Consider the following 16133-nt stretch of genomic DNA (forward strand, 5'->3'; position numbering starts at 1 on the left):
ATGCCCCGCCACCCCGACCCCGTACGGCTCGGCCTCGACCTGGGCACCCAGAGCGCCCGCGCCGTCGCCGTGGACGCCGGCGGCCGGGTGCTCGCCGCCGCCTCCCGGCCGCTGCACAGCAGCCGTACCGGCGCGCGGCACGAGCAGGACCCCGAGGAGTGGTGGCACGCGCTGGCCGCGGCCTGCCGCGAAGCCTTCGCGGACATCGACCCGCCACGGGTGACCGCCCTCGCCCTGGACGGCACGTCCGGCACGATCCTGCTCGCCGACGCGGACGGCACCCCGCTCACCCCCGGCCTGATGTACGACGACGGACGCGCCGCAGCGCAGGCCGTACGGGTCAACGAGGCCGGCGCGACGGTGTGGGAGGAGCTGGGTTACCACGCCATGCAGCCTTCGTGGGCACTGCCGAAGCTGCTGTGGCTGCTGGAGCACTCCGCGGCCGCCACCGTCCCGGGGACCCGGTTGCTGCACCAAGTGGACCTGATCACCTGGCGGCTGGCGGGCCGCCAGGTGGCGAGCGACGCCGGCCACGCCCTGAAGACGGGCTACCACCTGCTCGCGGAGTGCTGGCCGGAGAAGGAGCTCGCCGCGCTCGGCGTGCCGGGCTCCCTGCTGCCGGAGGTGGTACGTCCCGGCACCGTGCTCGGTACGGTGTGCGCCGCCGCGGCGCGCGCCACCGGCATCCCCGAAGGCGTGCAGATCGTCGCGGGCATGACGGACGGCTGCGCAGCGCAGATCGGGGCCGGCGCGCTCACTCCCGGCGCGTGGAACTCCGTCCTCGGCACCACGCTCGTCCTCAAGGGCGTCAGCCCGCGCCTGGTCCGCGACCCCGGCGGCCTCGTCTACTGCCACCGCGGCCCGGGGGACGTCTGGCTGCCCGGTGCCGCGTCCAGCAGCGGCGCGGGCGCACTGACCCGCGAGTTCCCGGGCGCGGACCTGGCGGACCTGACCGAGCGGGCCGTACGCGGCGGCCCGTCCGCGGCGCGCGGGGGCCACGACGCCGTCGCGTATCCACTGGCCGGTTCGGGCGGGGAGCGTTTCCCCTTCCGGGCGCCCGACGCGCGGCCGTTCGTGCTGGGCGAGCCGGCCGACGAGGCGGAGCGCTTCCACGCCCACCTGCTCGGCGTCGCCTGCCTCGAACGGCTCTGCTTCGACTACCTCGACCACCTCGGCGCCCCGGTCGACGGGCCGCTCACCCTCACCGGCGGCGGCACCCGCAATACGTACTGGAACCAGCTGCGCGCCGACGTGCTCGGCCGGACCGTCACCCTGCCCGAACACGCCGAGGGCGCCCTCGGCATGGCCGTGCTCGCCGCCACCGCCGACGGCACCCCGCTCACCGAGGCCGCCGCCGCGATGGTCCGCGACCGCGCCGAACTCCGCCCAGATCCCGCCCGCACCGCCCGCTTCGTCCCCGCCTACCTGGCGTTCGTGGCCGCGCTGAACGACCGCGGCCTGCTCGCCCCCGACGTGGCCGAGCACGCCGTCAGAAAGGCCCAGCAGTGACCGACTTCCTTCTGGTACGCCACGGCGAGACCGTCTGGCACGCGGAGAACCGCTACGCCGGGCGCACCGACGTCGCCCTCACCGAACGCGGCCACGCGCAGGCGGCGGAGCTGGCCGCCTGGGCCGCCGGGGCCCGCATCGACGCGGTGGTCTCCTCCCCGCTCTCCCGCGCCCGGCTCACCGCCGAGCCGGCCGCGCACGCCCTGGGCCTGACACCGCGCATCGACGAGCGCCTGGTGGAGGTCGACTTCGGGCGGGGTGACGGGCTCACCCGGACGGAGATGCGGGAGGTGTTCCCGGAGCGGCTGGACGCGTTCCTCGCCGACCCCGTCACCCATCACCTCCCCGGCGGCGAGGACCCCGAGCGGGCCGCCGCGCGGGCCGCGGCCTGCCTCGCCGGCCTCGCCGGGGAACTGCCCGAAGGGCGTGTCCTCGTCGTCGCCCACTCCACCCTCGTCCGTCTGCTGCTCTGCCGCGAGCTCGGCATTCCCCTCGGTACGTACCGCACGGTCTTCCCGGCGCTGGAGAACGGCGCCCTCACCGAACTGCGTCTCCGCGACGGGCAGGCGTCGTTGCTGCGTCTGAACGCCCCCTGTGCCGTGCCCGTTCCCGGCATCCACTGACCCGTACCCCGTACCTCGGTACCTCGCACCCCGTACCTCGCACCCACGGAGAACGAACCACATGTCCACCACCGTCCTCGCCGCGGGCGACCACTTCGTCCTGCCCCGTCTGCTCGCCGAACAGGTCGGCGCCGCGACCGGCGGCGCCGCCGAGGTCCGCGAACTGCTGCTGCCCTGGCCGCACACCCCCTTCGGGCCGGTCGCCGAGGTCCAGGAGGCCTCCGGCACCGAGGACCAGATGATCGAGGCGCTCCAGGGCGTCCGCGTCTGCGTCACCCAGCTGGCCCCGCTCACCGAACGCATCCTCGCCCACTGCCCCGACCTGGAACTCTTCTGCGCCAGCCGTGGCGGCCCGGTCAACGCCAACCTTGAAGCGGCCACCCGGCACGGCGTCGCCGTCTGCTACGCGCCCGGCCGCAACGCCGTGGCCACCGCGGAGCACACCCTGGCACTCATCCTCGCCGCGGCCCGCGGCCTCGGCGACGTCCACACCGACCTGCGACGCGGCGTCTGGCGGGGCGACTACTTCGACTACGACAACTGCGGCATCGAGATCGAGGGCGCGACCGTCGGGCTGGTCGGCTTCGGTGCGGTCGGCAGCCGGGTCGCCAAGGTGCTGCTCGCGCTCGGCGCGACGGTGCTGGTCCACGACCCGTACGCCGATCCGGAGCGGCTGGCGGGCATCGCCGAGCAGGTCTCCCTGGAAGAGCTGCTGAGCCGCTCGCGCATCGTCTCGCTGCACGCCCGGGTCACCGAGGAGACCACCGGCATGCTCGGCCGGAAGCAGCTCGACCTCATGCCCGAGGGGGCCGTACTGGTCAACTGTGCCCGCGGCGCCCTGCTCGACTACGACGCCGCCTGTGACGCGCTCGCCTCCGGCCGGCTCTCCGCCGCCGGCTTCGACGTCTTCCCCGAGGAGCCGGTCCCCGCAGGGTCGCCCCTGCTCACCGCCCCCGGCGTCGTCCTCACCCCGCACATCGCGGGCGGCAGCCAGGGCGTCGCCCACAAGGCCGCCCGGATCGTGGGAGCCGAAGTGGGCCGCTTCGTCCGCGGCGAGGCCCTGTCCCACTGCGCCAACCCGGAGGTACTGGAGCGCCGCTGAGCACGGTTGCCCTTCTGAGAGCCCCTTCCTCGAAAGCCCCTCCCGCGAATGCTGGTCCCGTCCGGTGCCGGGCTGGGAGCACCGGACGGGAGGGGCTCCGTGCTGCTGCCTCAGCGCCCGTTGTGGTGATTGTTGTGGTGGTTGTGGTGGTGGTTGTTGTGGTGGTTGTTGTGGTGGTGGTTGTTGTGGTTCTGCTGCTGCGGAACGGTGCCGGCGCAGCTGTTGCCGAAGGCCGGGTTCAGAAGGCCGATGATGTCGACGGTGTTACCGCAGGCGTTGATCGGGACGCTGACCGGAACCTGGAGCACATTGCCCGACAGCACACCGGGGGAACCCGCGGCGCCGCCCACGGCGGAGGCGCCGCCACCGCCGCCACCGTGCGCGGAGGCGGCGGTCGCCCCGCCGAAGAGCGCGGTGGTCGCAAGAGCCGTAAGAGCGGTGAACTTCGCCATTCGTGACATGACAACTGGCCTTTCTTCTGCAAAAGCGTGAGAGGCGGCCGTGCTGCCGCATCCCTTCCCCCTCTTGATCGGACGAGCTGCACCCGAAGTTGCGGAGATATCGGTTTTTCACCTGTTCGGACGCATCGAAAACCGCCGCCGCCGGGCTGCCCCGACCGGCCCCCGCCGCCATTCGGGCGGGCCCGCGGGGACGCTGACCGACCGCCATACAGAAGGTTTGTTAGCTTAGCGTTTTAGTGGCCCGTTCGATCTGATAAAGACATACGTGACGAGGGGTAACGTGGCGTTCTCGCGGAAAACTGCCATGGATGAGCACGGCGGCCACCCGACGGGGGCGGTCATGGACCGTTCCGCACCAGCGCAAGGGGGCACAGAAGCCGGAATCCGTTCCCCTGCCGGCGACCCGCCGTCCGTCCCCCGTTACGACTACGAGAAATTCAGCCGGCTGGCCGGTCCGCTGACCACGCCGGAATCCGGTGCCGAGCCGTACCGGGTGCGGTACCGGTCCTTGCTGAGCAGCAGTTCGCACCGGCTGCTGACGGCCCTGCTGCTGGCCTGCGCGCCGCTGGCCTCGCTGGCGCTGCTCATCTGGCTGATGCGGCCGCAGCACTGGGTGCACCGCGAGTACGCAGCGGGCTGGCAGGTCTTCGCCGACACGGTCATGCTCGTCTCCATCGGCCTGCTGGAGACCTTCCGCGTCCTGAACGTCGTCTCCATCGCGCACGCCACGCTCGTCGCCCGGGACCCGGTGCCGGTCCGTGCGGCGCCCGGCACCCGGGTGGCGTTCCTGACCACCTTCGTCCCCGGCAAGGAGCCCCTGGAGATGGTCCGGGCGACGCTGACCGGTGCCGTCGCCCTGCGGCACGACGGGCCGCTGGACGTCTGGCTGCTGGACGAGGGAAACGTCCCCGAAGTACGGCGGCTGTGCGAGGAACTGGGCGTCCGGCACTTCTCCCGCAAGGGCGTGGAGAAATGGAATCAGCCGTCCGGACCGTTCCGCGCGAGAACCAAGCACGGCAATTACAATGCCTGGCTGGATGCCCACGGCGACGCCTATGAATTCCTGGCGGGCGTGGACACGGACCATGTTCCGCTGCCCGCGTACCTGGAACGCATGATGGGCTTTTTCCGGGACCCGGACGTGGCTTTCGTCGTCGGCCCGCAGGTGTACGGGAACTACGACAGCACGGTCGCCAAGGCCTCGGAGAGCCAGCAGTTCCTTTTCCATGCGCTGATTCAGCGAGCCGGGAACGCCTACGGCTCCCCGATGTTCGTCGGCACCAACAACTGCTCCCGGATCAGCGCCCTGCGGCAGGCCGGCGGTTTCTACGACTCCATCACCGAGGACATGGCCACCGGTCTGGAGATCCACCGCCGGCGGAATCCCGCCACCGGCCGCCCGTGGCGTTCGGTCTACACCCCCGATGTCCTGGCCGTGGGCGAGGGCCCGGCCACCTGGACCGACTTCTTCAACCAGCAGCTGCGGTGGAGCCGCGGCACCTACGAAACGATCCTCCGGCAGTTCTGGCGGGCGGTCTTCCGCCTCTCCCCCGGCCAGGCCCTCAACTACGGGCTCATGGTGACGTACTACCCGATCGCCGGGATCAACTGGGTCATCGGCGGTCTGTCCTGCGCGCTGTTCCTGTGCCTCGGCTCCTCCGGCGTCCAGGTCCAGTCGGAGATGTGGATGATGCTGTACAGCGACGCCGCGGCCCTCCAGATCGGGCTGTACCTGTGGAACCGGCGGCACAACGTCAGTCCCCACGAACCGCAGGGCTCCTCGGGCATCGCGGGCATGGCGATGTCCGCGATGTCCGCGCCGCTGTACGCCCGCTCCCTGACGGGCGCCGTACTGCGGCGGAAGGCCGGCTTCGTCGTCACCTCGAAGGGTGACACCGCCAACCCGGACCGGCTGCGGACGTTCACCACCCACCTGGTGTGGGCCGGCGCGTTCGCCGCGACGCTGGTGGCCTCGGTCTTCCTCGGCAACACCCATGTGGCCATGCGGACCTGGGCCTCGCTCGCGCTGGTGGCCGCCGTCGCCCCGGCGGCCGTCTGGCGTGTCTCGCTGGCGTACGAGCGGCGACGCGCCCGGCGCCCGGCACCGGCCCGCCCGGAGCCGGTCCCCGCCGCCGGGCGGCTCGGGACCGACGACGACGGGCGGCTCGGGACCGACGACGACGGGCACGCGACGCACGAGGACGAGACCGCCACCGCGAGCGAGGCGGAGCGCTTCCGGGAGCTGGTGCGGCACGCACTCGACACGGAGGCCCCGTTCTCCTGGATCACCGCCGACGCGGCGTACGGGCGGGACAAGCCGCTCCGTGACTGGCTGGAGCGGTCCCGCGTCCCGTACGTGCTGGCCCTCGGCGGCAACGACACGGTGGACACCGGGGACGGCGCGGACGCCCGCGTCGACACGCTGGTCACGGCCCTCCCCGTGCAGGCGTGGAAGTGCGTCCCGGGCCGGGCGGGCCCCTGTGACGCGCGCGACTGCACGTGGGCGCGGGTCACGATCCGCCCGGCCGCGCAGGACGGTTACGGGCACTGGGTGCTGGCCCGGCGGTCCGGCGGCGACCCGCACGGGATCTCGTACTACGTCTGCTACGGGCCGTCGGCCTCGCGGCTGAAGGACCTGGTCCAGGTCGCCTCGTCCCGGTGGGCGGTGGCGGAGTACCTGCGGAGTCCCGACACCGGGGGCGGCCTGCCCGGTCCCGACGCGGCCGACGCGCCCACGCCACCCTGATCCCCCACTCGTCCCCCTGTGCAGCACCCCGCCCGTTCTCTCTGGTCCTCTCGGACCGCCTCGCCCTCAGGAGGCTTCCACCGTGAGATTCAGACCCAGCCCCCGCACCCGCAAGATGGCGGTCGGTGCCCTCGCACTGAGTGCGGTCGGCGCGATGAACGCCCCGGCGGTCATCGGCTATGCCTCGCACAAGTACCACGAGTACAAGATCAATCAGCCGTCCTACAAGGCACGGTACGGCCACTGGGACCTGGTCGACGTCCCGGAGCGCTACCGGATCAACTCCATCCACGCCGCGCTGCTGCACACCGGCAAGGTGCTGATGATCGCCGGTTCCGGCAACGACGAGAAGAACTTCGACGCCGGCACCTTCCAGAGCGTGCTGTGGGACCCGGTGAAGAACACCTTCAAGGAGATCCACACCCCCAAGGACATGTTCTGCGCCGGCCACGCCCAACTGCCCGGCGGCAAGCTGCTGGTCGCGGGCGGCACCCGCCGGTACGAGAAGCTCAAGGGCGACGTCACCCGGGCCGGCGGCCTGATGGTCGTCAAGAACGAGGACCCCGACAAGCCCAGGACCCTGCCCAAGGGCACCGTCTTCCGCAGCCCGAAGGGCGTCGAATACCGCTCGCAGTTCCCGGTGGTCGTGCCGCGCGCCAAGAAGAGCGCCACGCCCGACGGGAGCGGCAAGCTGCGGGTCACGGCGCGCGAGGCGCGGGTGTTCGTCGAGGCCGTGCGGCGCGGGAAGGCCGGGGTGACCAACGCGGCCGCGCAGTACAGCATCAAGGGGCTCAAGGGCGCGGACGCCCGTAACCACTACGGGCTGGCGACCAAGCTCGGCCTGGACAAGAAGGACTTCCAGGGGCTGAAGGACGCGTACGAGTTCGACCCGGTCGCCGAGCGGTACCTCCGCGTCGACCCGATGCGCGAGGCCCGCTGGTACCCGACCCTGGTGACCCTCAAGAGCGGCAAGGTCCTCGCGGTGTCCGGGCTGGACGACATGGGTCAGATCATCCCGGGCAAGAACGAGATCTACGACCCGAGGACCCGCAAGTGGTCCAAGGGGCCGAACCGTTACTTCCCGACCTACCCCGCGCTCTTCCTGACCGGCGACGGCACGCTCTTCTACTCCGGTTCCAACGCCGGCTACGGCCCGGCCGAGAAGGGCCGCGTGCCCGGCATCTGGAACGTGAAGAAGAACACCTTCACCCCCGTACCGGGACTGCCGCAGCCCGGCCTGACCGAGACCTCGGCGTCCGTGCTGCTGCCGCCCGCCCAGAAGCAGCAGGTCATGCTCCTCGGCGGAGGCGGCGTCGGCGAGTCCCCGCGGTCCACCGGCCGCACCGCGCTGGTGGACCTGACGGAGAAGAAGCCGCGGTACCGGAACGGACCCGAGCTGTCGGAGGGCACCCGCTACCTCAACGCGGTGCTCACCCCGGACGACAAGGTGTTCACCAGCAACGGGTCCGGCGACTACCGCGGCAAGGGCGCCAGCGACAACCACAAGGCCCAGATCTTCGACCCGCGCACGCGTGCCTTCACCCGGGTCGCCGACCCGGCGGTGGGCCGCAACTACCACTCCGAGGCGCTGCTGCTGCCGGACGGCCGGATCGCGGTCTTCGGCTCGGACCCGCTCTTCGCGGACCGGGCGAACAGCCGGGGCGGGGAGTTCGAGAAGCGCATCGAGGTCTACACGCCGCCGTACCTCTACGCGCGGACGCGGCCCGCGGCGGCGCACGGCCCGGCCGAGGTGGAGCGGGGCGGGACGACCCGCTTCACCGTGGCCGGTGCCGGGAAGGTGCGGTCCGTCCGGCTGATGCGCCCGAGCGCCGTCACCCATGTCACCGACGTGGAGCAGCGGTCCGTCGCGCTGGACTTCACGCGGCGCGGCGGGACCCTGTCGGTGAAGGTGCCCAAGAGCTATTCGCTGGTGCCCCGGGGCTGGTACATGCTCTTCCTCACGGACGCGCGGGGGACTCCGTCGCAGGCGAAGTGGGTTCACGTGAAGTGACCGGGGAGGCGGCCGGCGCCGGTGAGGCAGCTCCGGCGCCGGCCTGCTCCTGTGCCGGCTGCTGCGGAGGCTCCGGCGACGGCCGCTGCGGGGGCTCCGGTTCCGGCCGCCGTGGCGGCTGCGGTGCCTGCGGGGTCTCCACGGCGCCGCGCACCAGCTGCAGGGCGTAGTCGGTCCACCACTGGCCGGCCGGCGGCCCGCCGCGGCAGGTGCCGTCCGACTCCCCTGGCCGCTTGACCCACAGGTACGCGTCCACGAGGGGGTGGCCGGTGCGGGTGGTGGGCGGTGTGCCGAGCGCGCGGTCGGGCGGGTTGCACCAGTTCTCCGCGCCGGTCTCGTGGTCCTGGGTGTCCGGGGGCGGCCCGTTCCCGTTGCGGCTGGTGTCGATCACGTAGTGGGAGCCGCCGAGCGCCCGGGAGAGCTTGTCGCCGTAGACCTGACTGGCCTCGGTGGTCTGGAAGTTGGAGACGTTGAGCGCGAAGCCGTCGGCGCGCTTGACGCCTGCCGACGTCAGGTACGTGGCGAGCGCGTCGATGTCCTTGATCCAGGAGGCGTTGCCCGCGTCCACGTAGACGGAAGCGCCGGGGCGCGCCTTGAGCTTCTCGACCGCCTCGGCCAGCAGTGCCATGCGGTCGGTGCGGGCGCGGTTGCGGCAGCCGGCGACGGTGTGCGGCACCGCGTCCGGTTCCAGCACGACGACCGCCTTGCGGCTGCCCAGTCCCTCGGCCAGCCGGGTGACCCACTGGCGGTAGGCGCGGTCGCTGCCGGCGCCGCCCGCCGAGTAGTGGTTGCAGTCCCGCTGCGGGATGTTGTACGCGACGAAGACCGGCACCTGGCCGTCGCCGGCCGCTTCCTTGGTGATGCGGGCCACGCGGGGCGCGGGGTCGTCCTCGGTGAGCCAGACGGCCACGGGCCGGTCGGCGATGCGGCGCAGCAGGCCCGCCTCCGCCTCCCGGCCCCGCTCGGCCAGCACCCGCGCCTTGCGGGCGCCCGCGGAGTCCGGGTCGACCCAGAACCCGGACGGCGGTTTCTCCTCGGGTGCCGCTGCCCAGCACGCGGCGGTCAGCAGCCCGAGCAGCGGCAGCACCCCCAGGGCCACCCCCATCCGGTCAGTTCGCCGGCTCATAAGCCGTCCGCCCAGTCATCAGTTCCCCTTCCTTCGCGGTACGTCCCGCGCGGCGCGTCGACCCACAGAACGGTCATTCCATGTCATACCCTTTCAGACTGACACGGAATGACCGCCTTTTGTGGTATTTACTGCCCGGCCGAGGCGGGCGCCGCGCACGAGTGGCGCACCGTCAGGGCACCTCCGGCCGGGCGTACTCGGCCATCGCGTCGATCAGCCAGCGCGCCAGGTGGTCGGCGAAGGAGGAGCGCGGGAGCAGCCGGTAGGTGTCCTCGGCGGTCCGCCAGAGGATGACGGGGACCGGTCCGAGCTGGGTGGTGACCGCCTGGCCCGGGGTGAAGACACTCGGGTGCAGGTCGAGCGGGCAGCCCTTGTCGAGGACGTCCCGGGCGGCGGGGCCGCGCAGTTCCACGACGGTCCGGTGGGCGGAGACGTCGACGACGGAGCCGGGCTCGCCCGCCAGCGCCTCGTGGAGCTCGGCGGTGAACGGCGCCGCGCCGGGCGGCGCGACCACCAGCCACTCGTCGGGCCCGAGCCACAGGGTGGTACGCGGTCCGGCCGGCGCCGTCTCCCCGCAGTACGCGGGCAGCGCGGCGCCGAGACACTTCTCGATACGCCCGGCGGCGGCCGAGCCCGGCTCGACGCGCAGGCTCACCATGGTGGCGTACGGCCACTCGCTGACGGCGACACCGCGCCGCCCGGTGACCGTGGCCTCCCGGAGGCGGTCGGCGAGGTGGGCGAGCGGGCTGCGGCGGAGCGCCGCCGGCCCGGTGGCGGTGTCGGTGAAGGTCGGCTCAGCCATCGCGCTTGGTCCCTTCGGGGTCGTAGAGGACGGGTCCGGTCACCTCGACGGGTACGAGGTCGTCGCCGACGACGGCGAGCAGGGTGTCGCCGATCCGGTCCCGTCCCGACTTCACCAGTGCCAGGCCGAACGGGCGGCCGAGCGCCGGGCTGTAGTAGGCGGAGGTGACATGGCCGAGCATGGGGACCGGGCCGGCCTCCGGCGTCACGGGGACGCCCTGGTCGACGAGCTGGGTGCCTTCGGGCAGCCGGGTGGTGCGGTCGGTGGGCAGCAGCCCGACCAGGTGCTTGCGGTCGGTGCGTGCGGTGTCGGGACGGGTGAAGGAGCGCTTGCCGATGAAGTCCTTCAGCTTGGAGACCACCCAGTCCATCCCGGCGTCCTGCGGGGTGACCGTGCCGTCGGTGTCCTGGCCGACGATGATGAAGCCCTTCTCGGCCCGCAGCACGTGCATGGTCTCGGTGCCGTACGGGGTGATGCCGTACGGGCGGCCCGCGTCGTGCACCTCGTCCCAGACCGCCCTGCCGTACCAGGACGAGACGTTGATCTCGAAGGCCAGCTCGCCGGAGAAGGAGATCCGGCAGATGCGGGCCGGCACGCCGGAGGCGAGGGTGGTCTCGCGGAAGGTCATGAAGGGGAAGGCGTCGTTGGAGACGTCCAGGCCGGGCGCCACCTGCGCGATGACGTCGCGGGACTTCGGGCCGACGACCGCGACGGTGGTCCACTCCTCGGTGACCGAGGTGCACTTGACGTCCAGCTCGGGCCACTCGGTCTGCAGCCACTCCTCCAGCCAGTCCAGTACGGCGGCGGCGTTGCCGGTCGTGGTGGTCATGAAGTAGCGGTCCTCGGCGATCCGGAGGGTCACCCCGTCATCGAAGATCATCCCGTCCGGCTTGCACATCACGCCGTAGCGCGCGAAGCCGGGCTTCAGCTTCTTGAAGCCGTTGGTGTAGATCCGGTTGAGGAATTCGCCGGCGTCGGCTCCCCATATCTCGATCTTGCCGAGGGTGGAGGCGTCCATGAAGGCGACGCCCTCGCGGGCCGCGCGGCACTCGCGCTCCACCGCGGCGGCCATGTCCTCGCCGGGCCGCGGGTAGTACCACGGCCGCTTCCACTGCCCGACGTCCTCGAACTCCGCGCCCTGCTCGACGTGCCAGTCGTGGACCGCGGTCCGGCGCACCGGGTCGAAGAGCTCGCCGCGCTCGCGCCCGGCCAGGGCGGCGAAGGCGACGGGGGTGTAGGGCGCGCGGTAGGTGGTCGTGCCGATGTCACCGGGCGAGACGGGCGCGCTGCCCTCCTTCAGCAGCTCGCCGATGACGCCGATGGCGTTGACGCCGGAGGTCTTGCCCTGGTCGTTGGCGGTGCCGAGCGAGGTGTACCGCTTGACGTGCTCGGCGCCGCGCATCCCGGCCCCGGTGGAGCGCCGCACGTCGGCGACGGTGACGTCCCGCTGGAGGTCGACGAAGTGGGTGTCCCAGGCGCCCGGGTCGTCCCCCTCACCAGGGACGAGCCAGACGGCGCGTACCGGCGCGGGCTGTTCCGGTGTCCGCGCGTCGGGCACGGCGGTCATGAACCCCGCCTCCGTGGCGGCCAGTGCGCCGGCCCGCGCCCCGTCCGCGACGCAGTCCGCCAGGCCGTACGTCCCGCACACCGCGCCCGCGAGGTGCTGGCCGCCCACCGCGCCGTCGGGCACGAAGCCGGCCAGGCCCTCGTCCCAGCGCAGCTTCCCCTGCCGCTGGCTGTGCAGGTGGACGACGGGACTCCAGCCGCCGGAGACCGCGAGCAGATCGCAGTCGAAGGACCGGGCGGGGCCGGTCAGCCGCCCGTCCTCCGCCGGCTCCCGTACGGTGACGCCGGTCAGCCGCGGGTCTCCGGCGGTGCCGGTCACCACGCTGCCGGTCAGCACCTCGACACCGGTCTCCGTGGCGAACTCCCCCGCCAGGTCGGTTAGTTCGGTGCGGGTGTCGACGACCGCCGCCACCTCGACACCGGCCGCGTAGAGGTCGGCCGCCGTCTCGTAGGCGCTGTCGTTGGTGGTGGCGACGACGACGCGGGCGCCGGGGGCCACGGCGTACCGGTTGACGTACGTCCGGACGGCGGAGGCGAGCATGACGCCGGGGCGGTCGTTGTCGGCGAAGACCAGCGGCCGTTCGTGGGCGCCGGTGGCCAGCACGACCCGCGCCGCCCTGATGTGCCACAGCCGCTGCCGTGAGACGCCCTCGGGCGCCTGGGAGCCGAGGTGGTCGGTGCGGCGCTGCACCGCGAGCACGTAGTTGTCGTCGTACGAGCCGAAGGCGGTGGTGCGGGTGAGCACGGTCGTCTCAGGCGCCGCGTCCAGCGCGGCCAGGGTCTCCCGCACCCAGGCGAGGGCGCCCCGGCCGTCGACCGTCTGCCCGCGCCCGGAGAGCAACGAGCCCCCGGCTTCCGGCTGTTCGTCGAGGAGGACGACCCGGGCGCCGGTGGCCGAGGCGGTGGCGGCGGCCGCGAGTCCGGCCGGCCCGGCACCGATGACCAGGACGTCGGTGTGGACGTACTTCTTGTCGTAGACGGCCGTGTCGGGCGTCGGGTCGAGCCGCCCCTGGCCGGAGAGCGTGGTGGCGGCCAGGCCGTCGTACAGCTCGACGGTGGTGGCCGGGAGCATGCCCTCGGAGCACGGCCCGGCGAGCTGGAGGAGCGCGTTGGGCTCCTCGACGCCGGCGGCGGTGATGCCGCGGGGACGGCCGCGGTAGATCGAGGGCGCGGCCTCGACGATGCCGGAGGCCAGCAGCGCGGAGGCGACGGTGTCGCCCGGATGGCCGGTCAGTTCGCGTCCGTCGACGGTGAAGCGGAGCGTGGTGGCGCGGTCGACGCGGCCCCCGTAGGGGAGGCGGCGGTGCTGGTCGGTCATCGGGTCCCTCCCTCGGACAGGACGTCGGGGCGCGGCTCGTCGAGCCGGTAGGTGGCCAGCACCTGGTAGGTGGCGGTGTCGCGGACGGCGTTGAACCAGCGGCGGCAGCCGGTCGCGTGCATCCACCGCTCGGCGAAGGGACCCTTGGGGTTGTCGCGGTAGAAGACGTACTCGGCCCACTGCCGGTCGTCGAGCGCGTGCGGGTCACCGGGGTAGGGGACGTGGGCCTGGCCCCCGTAGTGGAATTCGGTCTCGTCGCGGGGACCGCACCATGGGCAGTTCAGTCGGAGCACCGTGCCGTCCTCTCAGTGGGCCACGGCGGCGGCGCCGTGTTCGTCGATCAGGGCGCCCGTGACGAAGCGGTCGAGGGCGAAGGGGGCGTTGAGCGGGTGCGGGGAGCCGGTCGCGATGGTGTGCGCGAAGGTCCAGCCGGCGGCCGGGGTGGCCTTGAAACCGCCGGTGCCCCAGCCGCAGTTGACGTACATGCCGTCCACCGGTGTGGTGGAGATGATCGGCGAGGCGTCGGGGGTGACGTCGACGATGCCGCCCCAGGTGCGCAGCACGTGCGCCCGCGCGAAGACGGGGAAGAGCTCGACGGCGGCGGCCATCTGCTGCTCGATGACGTGGAAGGCGCCGCGCTGCCCGTACCCGTTGTAGGAGTCGACGCCCGCGCCCATCACCAGCTCGCCCTTGTGCGCCTGCGAGACGTAGACGTGCACGTGGTTGGACATCACGACGGTCGGGTGGACCGGTTCGTGGAGTTCGGAGACCAGGGCCTGGAGGGGGTGGGACTGCACCGGGAGGCGGAAACCGGCCTTCTCGGCGAGGACGCTGCTGTGACCGGCGGCCGCGAGGCCGACCCGGCCGGCGTTGATGCGGCCGCGGTCGGTCTCCACGCCGACGACCCGGCCGCCGTCCTTCACGAAGCCGGTGACCTCGCAGTGCTGGATGATGTCGACGCCCAGTTCGTCGGCGCGGCGGGCCAGCGCCCAGGCGACGTGGTCGTGCTTGGCGATGCCGGCCCGCGGCTGGTAGGTGCCGCCGAGTACGGGGTAGCGGGTGTCGCGGGAGACGTTGAGGATCGGGCAGACCTCCGCGACCTCCTCCGGGCCCAGCCACTCGGCGTCCACGCCGTTGAGCTTGTTGGCGCCCACCCGGCGGACGCCTTCGCGTACGTCCTGGAGGGTGTGCGCGAGGTTGAGGACGCCGCGCTGGCTGAACAGGAAGTCGTAGTCCAGCTCGGCGGGCAGGCCCTCCCACAGCTTGAGCGCGTGCTCGTAGATCCCCGCGCTCTCGTCCCAGAGGTAGTTGGAGCGGATGATGGTGGTGTTGCGGGCCATGTTGCCGCCCGCGAGCCAGCCCTTCTCCAGGACGGCGACGTTCGTGATGCCGTGGACGGTGGCGAGGTAGTAGGCGGTGGCCAGGCCGTGTCCGCCGCCGCCCACGATGACCACGTCGTAGGAGGAGCGGGGCTCGGGGTTGCGCCAGAGGTGGGCGGGGTGCTCGGGCAGCGGTGTCGTGCTCATACGGTGGCTCCGTCCAGGCCCGGGTACAGGGGGAACTTCTGCGCGAGCGCGGTGACGCGGCCGCGCAGCGCGGCGGTCCGCTCCTCGTCGGGCTCGTCCTTGAGCGTCTGCGCGATGATGTCGGCGACCTCGCGGAACTCCTCCCGGCCGAAGCCGCGGGTGGCGAGCGCCGGGGTGCCGATGCGCAGGCCGGAGGAGACCATCGGCGGGCGGGGGTCGAAGGGGACGGCGTTGCGGTTGACGGTGATGCCGATGCGGTGCAGCCGGTCCTCGCCCTGCTGCCCGTCGAGCGCTGAGGCGCGCAGGTCGACGAGGACGAGATGCACCTCGGTGCCGCCGGTGAGGACGGAGACGCCGGTCTCGGCGACGTCGTCGGCGAGCAGCCGCCCGGCGAGGATGCGGGCACCCTCCAGCGTCCGCCGCTGCCGTTCCTTGAACTCCTCGGAGGCGGCGACCTTGAACGCCACGGCCTTGGCGGCGATCACATGCTCCAGCGGGCCGCCCTGCTGACCGGGGAAGACCGCCGAGTTGATCTTCTTGGCGAGCGCCGCCTTGGAGAGGATCACGCCGCCGCGCGGGCCGCCGAGCGTCTTGTGGGTGGTCGTGGTGACGACATCGGCGTACGGGACGGGGCTGGGGTGCAGCCCGGCGGCGACGAGCCCGGCGAAGTGCGCCATGTCGACCATCAGGTACGCGCCGACCTCGTCCGCGATCCGGCGGAAGGCGGCGAAGTCCAGCTGGCGCGGGTAGGCCGACCAGCCCGCGACGATCATCTTCGGCCGGTGTTCGCGGGCGAGTGCCGCGACCTCGTCCATGTCGATGCGCAGGTCGTCCTTGCTGACGTGGTACGGGACGACGTTGTAGAGCTTGCCGGAGAAGTTGATGCGCATGCCGTGGGTGAGGTGACCGCCGTGCGCGAGGTCCAGGCCGAGGATGGTGTCACCGGGCTGGAGCAGCGCGAACATGGCGGCCGCGTTGGCCTGCGCGCCGGAGTGCGGCTGGACGTTGGCGGCCTCGGCCCCGAAGAGCTCCTTGACCCGGTCCCTGGCCAGCTGCTCGACGACGTCGACGTGCTCGCAGCCGCCGTAGTAGCGGCGGCCCGGGTAGCCCTCGGCGTACTTGTTGGTGAGGACCGAGCCCTGGGCCTCCATGACGGCGGCCGGAGCGAAGTTCTCCGACGCGATCATTTCGAGGGTGGACTGCTGACGGTGGAGTTCGGCGTCGACAGCGGCCGCGACCTCGGGGTCGAGCGCGCCGAGCGGGGAGATAAGGGCGTTCGTAGGGTTCGCTGTCATGGCGCACTCCTAGAATCCAGTTGAAGAGCAACTGATATATCAGGCTGT

11 protein-coding genes and 1 pseudogene are annotated in these 16133 nt (G+C 72.4%); 5 read left to right on the forward strand and 7 right to left on the reverse strand.

The features are described 5' to 3' along the window. The 3 genes from AAC944_RS04555 to AAC944_RS04565 all read left to right on the forward strand — a co-directional run bounded on the left by AAC944_RS04555 (position 1) and on the right by AAC944_RS04565 (position 3234). Positions 1–1509: an FGGY-family carbohydrate kinase gene (locus AAC944_RS04555; protein ID WP_030611785.1), complete on the forward strand. Its 1509-nt coding sequence runs from the start codon at positions 1–3 to the stop codon at positions 1507–1509. Next, positions 1506–2132 (forward strand): histidine phosphatase family protein, encoded by a 627-nt coding sequence (locus AAC944_RS04560; RefSeq protein WP_030611783.1) that lies wholly within the window; start codon positions 1506–1508, stop codon positions 2130–2132. Before AAC944_RS04555 ends, AAC944_RS04560 begins: the two co-directional genes overlap by 4 nt. 61 nt (positions 2133–2193) lie before the next feature. Then, positions 2194–3234 carry a 2-hydroxyacid dehydrogenase gene (locus tag AAC944_RS04565; RefSeq protein WP_030611779.1) on the forward strand — a complete coding sequence of 347 codons (1041 nt, stop codon included), beginning with the start codon at positions 2194–2196 and terminating at the stop codon, positions 3232–3234. A 110-nt stretch (positions 3235–3344) separates the two neighbouring features. Here AAC944_RS04565 and AAC944_RS04570 read toward each other — a convergent pair whose 3' ends face one another. Further along, entirely contained in the window at positions 3345–3686 is a 342-nt protein-coding gene (locus AAC944_RS04570; protein WP_438272781.1) for a chaplin, read from the reverse strand. A gap of 349 nt (positions 3687–4035) precedes the next feature. On the opposite strand from AAC944_RS04570, the pseudogene AAC944_RS04575 reads away from it, so the two are divergent. Together AAC944_RS04575 and glxA are read left to right on the forward strand one after the other, a co-directional pair. After that, a pseudogene (locus AAC944_RS04575) lies at positions 4036–5817 on the forward strand (glycosyltransferase family 2 protein); the annotation flags it as partial. A 706-nt stretch (positions 5818–6523) separates the two neighbouring features. Next, complete coding sequence (glxA, locus tag AAC944_RS04580; RefSeq protein ID WP_030611770.1) at positions 6524–8452, forward strand: radical copper oxidase GlxA; 1929 nt, start codon at positions 6524–6526, stop codon at positions 8450–8452. Here glxA and AAC944_RS04585 read toward each other — a convergent pair. The 6 genes from AAC944_RS04585 to glyA form a co-directional block, all read right to left on the reverse strand. After that, positions 8400–9578, reverse strand: coding sequence for a glycoside hydrolase family 6 protein (locus AAC944_RS04585; RefSeq protein ID WP_078888425.1), 1179 nt, complete (start codon positions 9576–9578; stop codon positions 8400–8402). The two genes, glxA and AAC944_RS04585, sit on opposite strands and share 53 nt — an antisense overlap. A 172-nt stretch (positions 9579–9750) precedes the next feature. Then, a complete protein-coding gene (locus AAC944_RS04590) occupies positions 9751–10380 on the reverse strand; it encodes a sarcosine oxidase subunit gamma (protein WP_030611764.1) in 630 nt (209 codons plus the stop codon). Continuing rightward, positions 10373–13264, reverse strand: a complete 2892-nt coding sequence (locus tag AAC944_RS04595) for a sarcosine oxidase subunit alpha family protein (protein ID WP_030611760.1) — start codon at positions 13262–13264, stop codon at positions 10373–10375. The genes AAC944_RS04590 and AAC944_RS04595 overlap by 8 nt, the downstream gene beginning before the upstream one ends. Continuing rightward, positions 13261–13557, reverse strand: coding sequence for a sarcosine oxidase subunit delta (locus AAC944_RS04600; RefSeq protein WP_030611756.1), 297 nt, complete (start codon positions 13555–13557; stop codon positions 13261–13263). Before AAC944_RS04600 ends, AAC944_RS04595 begins: the two co-directional genes overlap by 4 nt. 12 nt (positions 13558–13569) lie before the next feature. Continuing rightward, positions 13570–14790 carry a sarcosine oxidase subunit beta family protein gene (locus tag AAC944_RS04605; protein WP_030611754.1) on the reverse strand — a complete coding sequence of 407 codons (1221 nt, stop codon included), beginning with the start codon at positions 14788–14790 and terminating at the stop codon, positions 13570–13572. Further along, positions 14787–16085 carry a serine hydroxymethyltransferase gene (gene glyA / locus AAC944_RS04610; protein ID WP_368396862.1) on the reverse strand — a complete coding sequence of 433 codons (1299 nt, stop codon included), beginning with the start codon at positions 16083–16085 and terminating at the stop codon, positions 14787–14789. Before glyA ends, AAC944_RS04605 begins: the two co-directional genes overlap by 4 nt. Positions 16086–16133: the final 48 nt, after the last annotated feature.

It is taken from the genome of Streptomyces sclerotialus, assembly GCF_040907265.1.
GTDB classification, from domain to species: domain Bacteria; phylum Actinomycetota; class Actinomycetes; order Streptomycetales; family Streptomycetaceae; genus Streptomyces; species Streptomyces sclerotialus.

Coding starts and splice junctions, on each gene's coding strand:
- AAC944_RS04555 (WP_030611785.1), top strand. CDS start 1: ATGCCCCGCCACCCCGACCCCGTACGGCTCGGCCTCGACCTGGGCACC.
- AAC944_RS04565 (WP_030611779.1), top strand. CDS start 2,194: ATGTCCACCACCGTCCTCGCCGCGGGCGACCACTTCGTCCTGCCCCGT.
- AAC944_RS04570 (WP_438272781.1), bottom strand. CDS start 3,686: ATGGCGAAGTTCACCGCTCTTACGGCTCTTGCGACCACCGCGCTCTTC.
- AAC944_RS04585 (WP_078888425.1), bottom strand. CDS start 9,578: ATGAGCCGGCGAACTGACCGGATGGGGGTGGCCCTGGGGGTGCTGCCG.
- AAC944_RS04590 (WP_030611764.1), bottom strand. CDS start 10,380: ATGGCTGAGCCGACCTTCACCGACACCGCCACCGGGCCGGCGGCGCTC.
- AAC944_RS04595 (WP_030611760.1), bottom strand. CDS start 13,264: ATGACCGACCAGCACCGCCGCCTCCCCTACGGGGGCCGCGTCGACCGC.
- AAC944_RS04605 (WP_030611754.1), bottom strand. CDS start 14,790: ATGAGCACGACACCGCTGCCCGAGCACCCCGCCCACCTCTGGCGCAAC.
- glyA (WP_368396862.1), bottom strand. CDS start 16,085: ATGACAGCGAACCCTACGAACGCCCTTATCTCCCCGCTCGGCGCGCTC.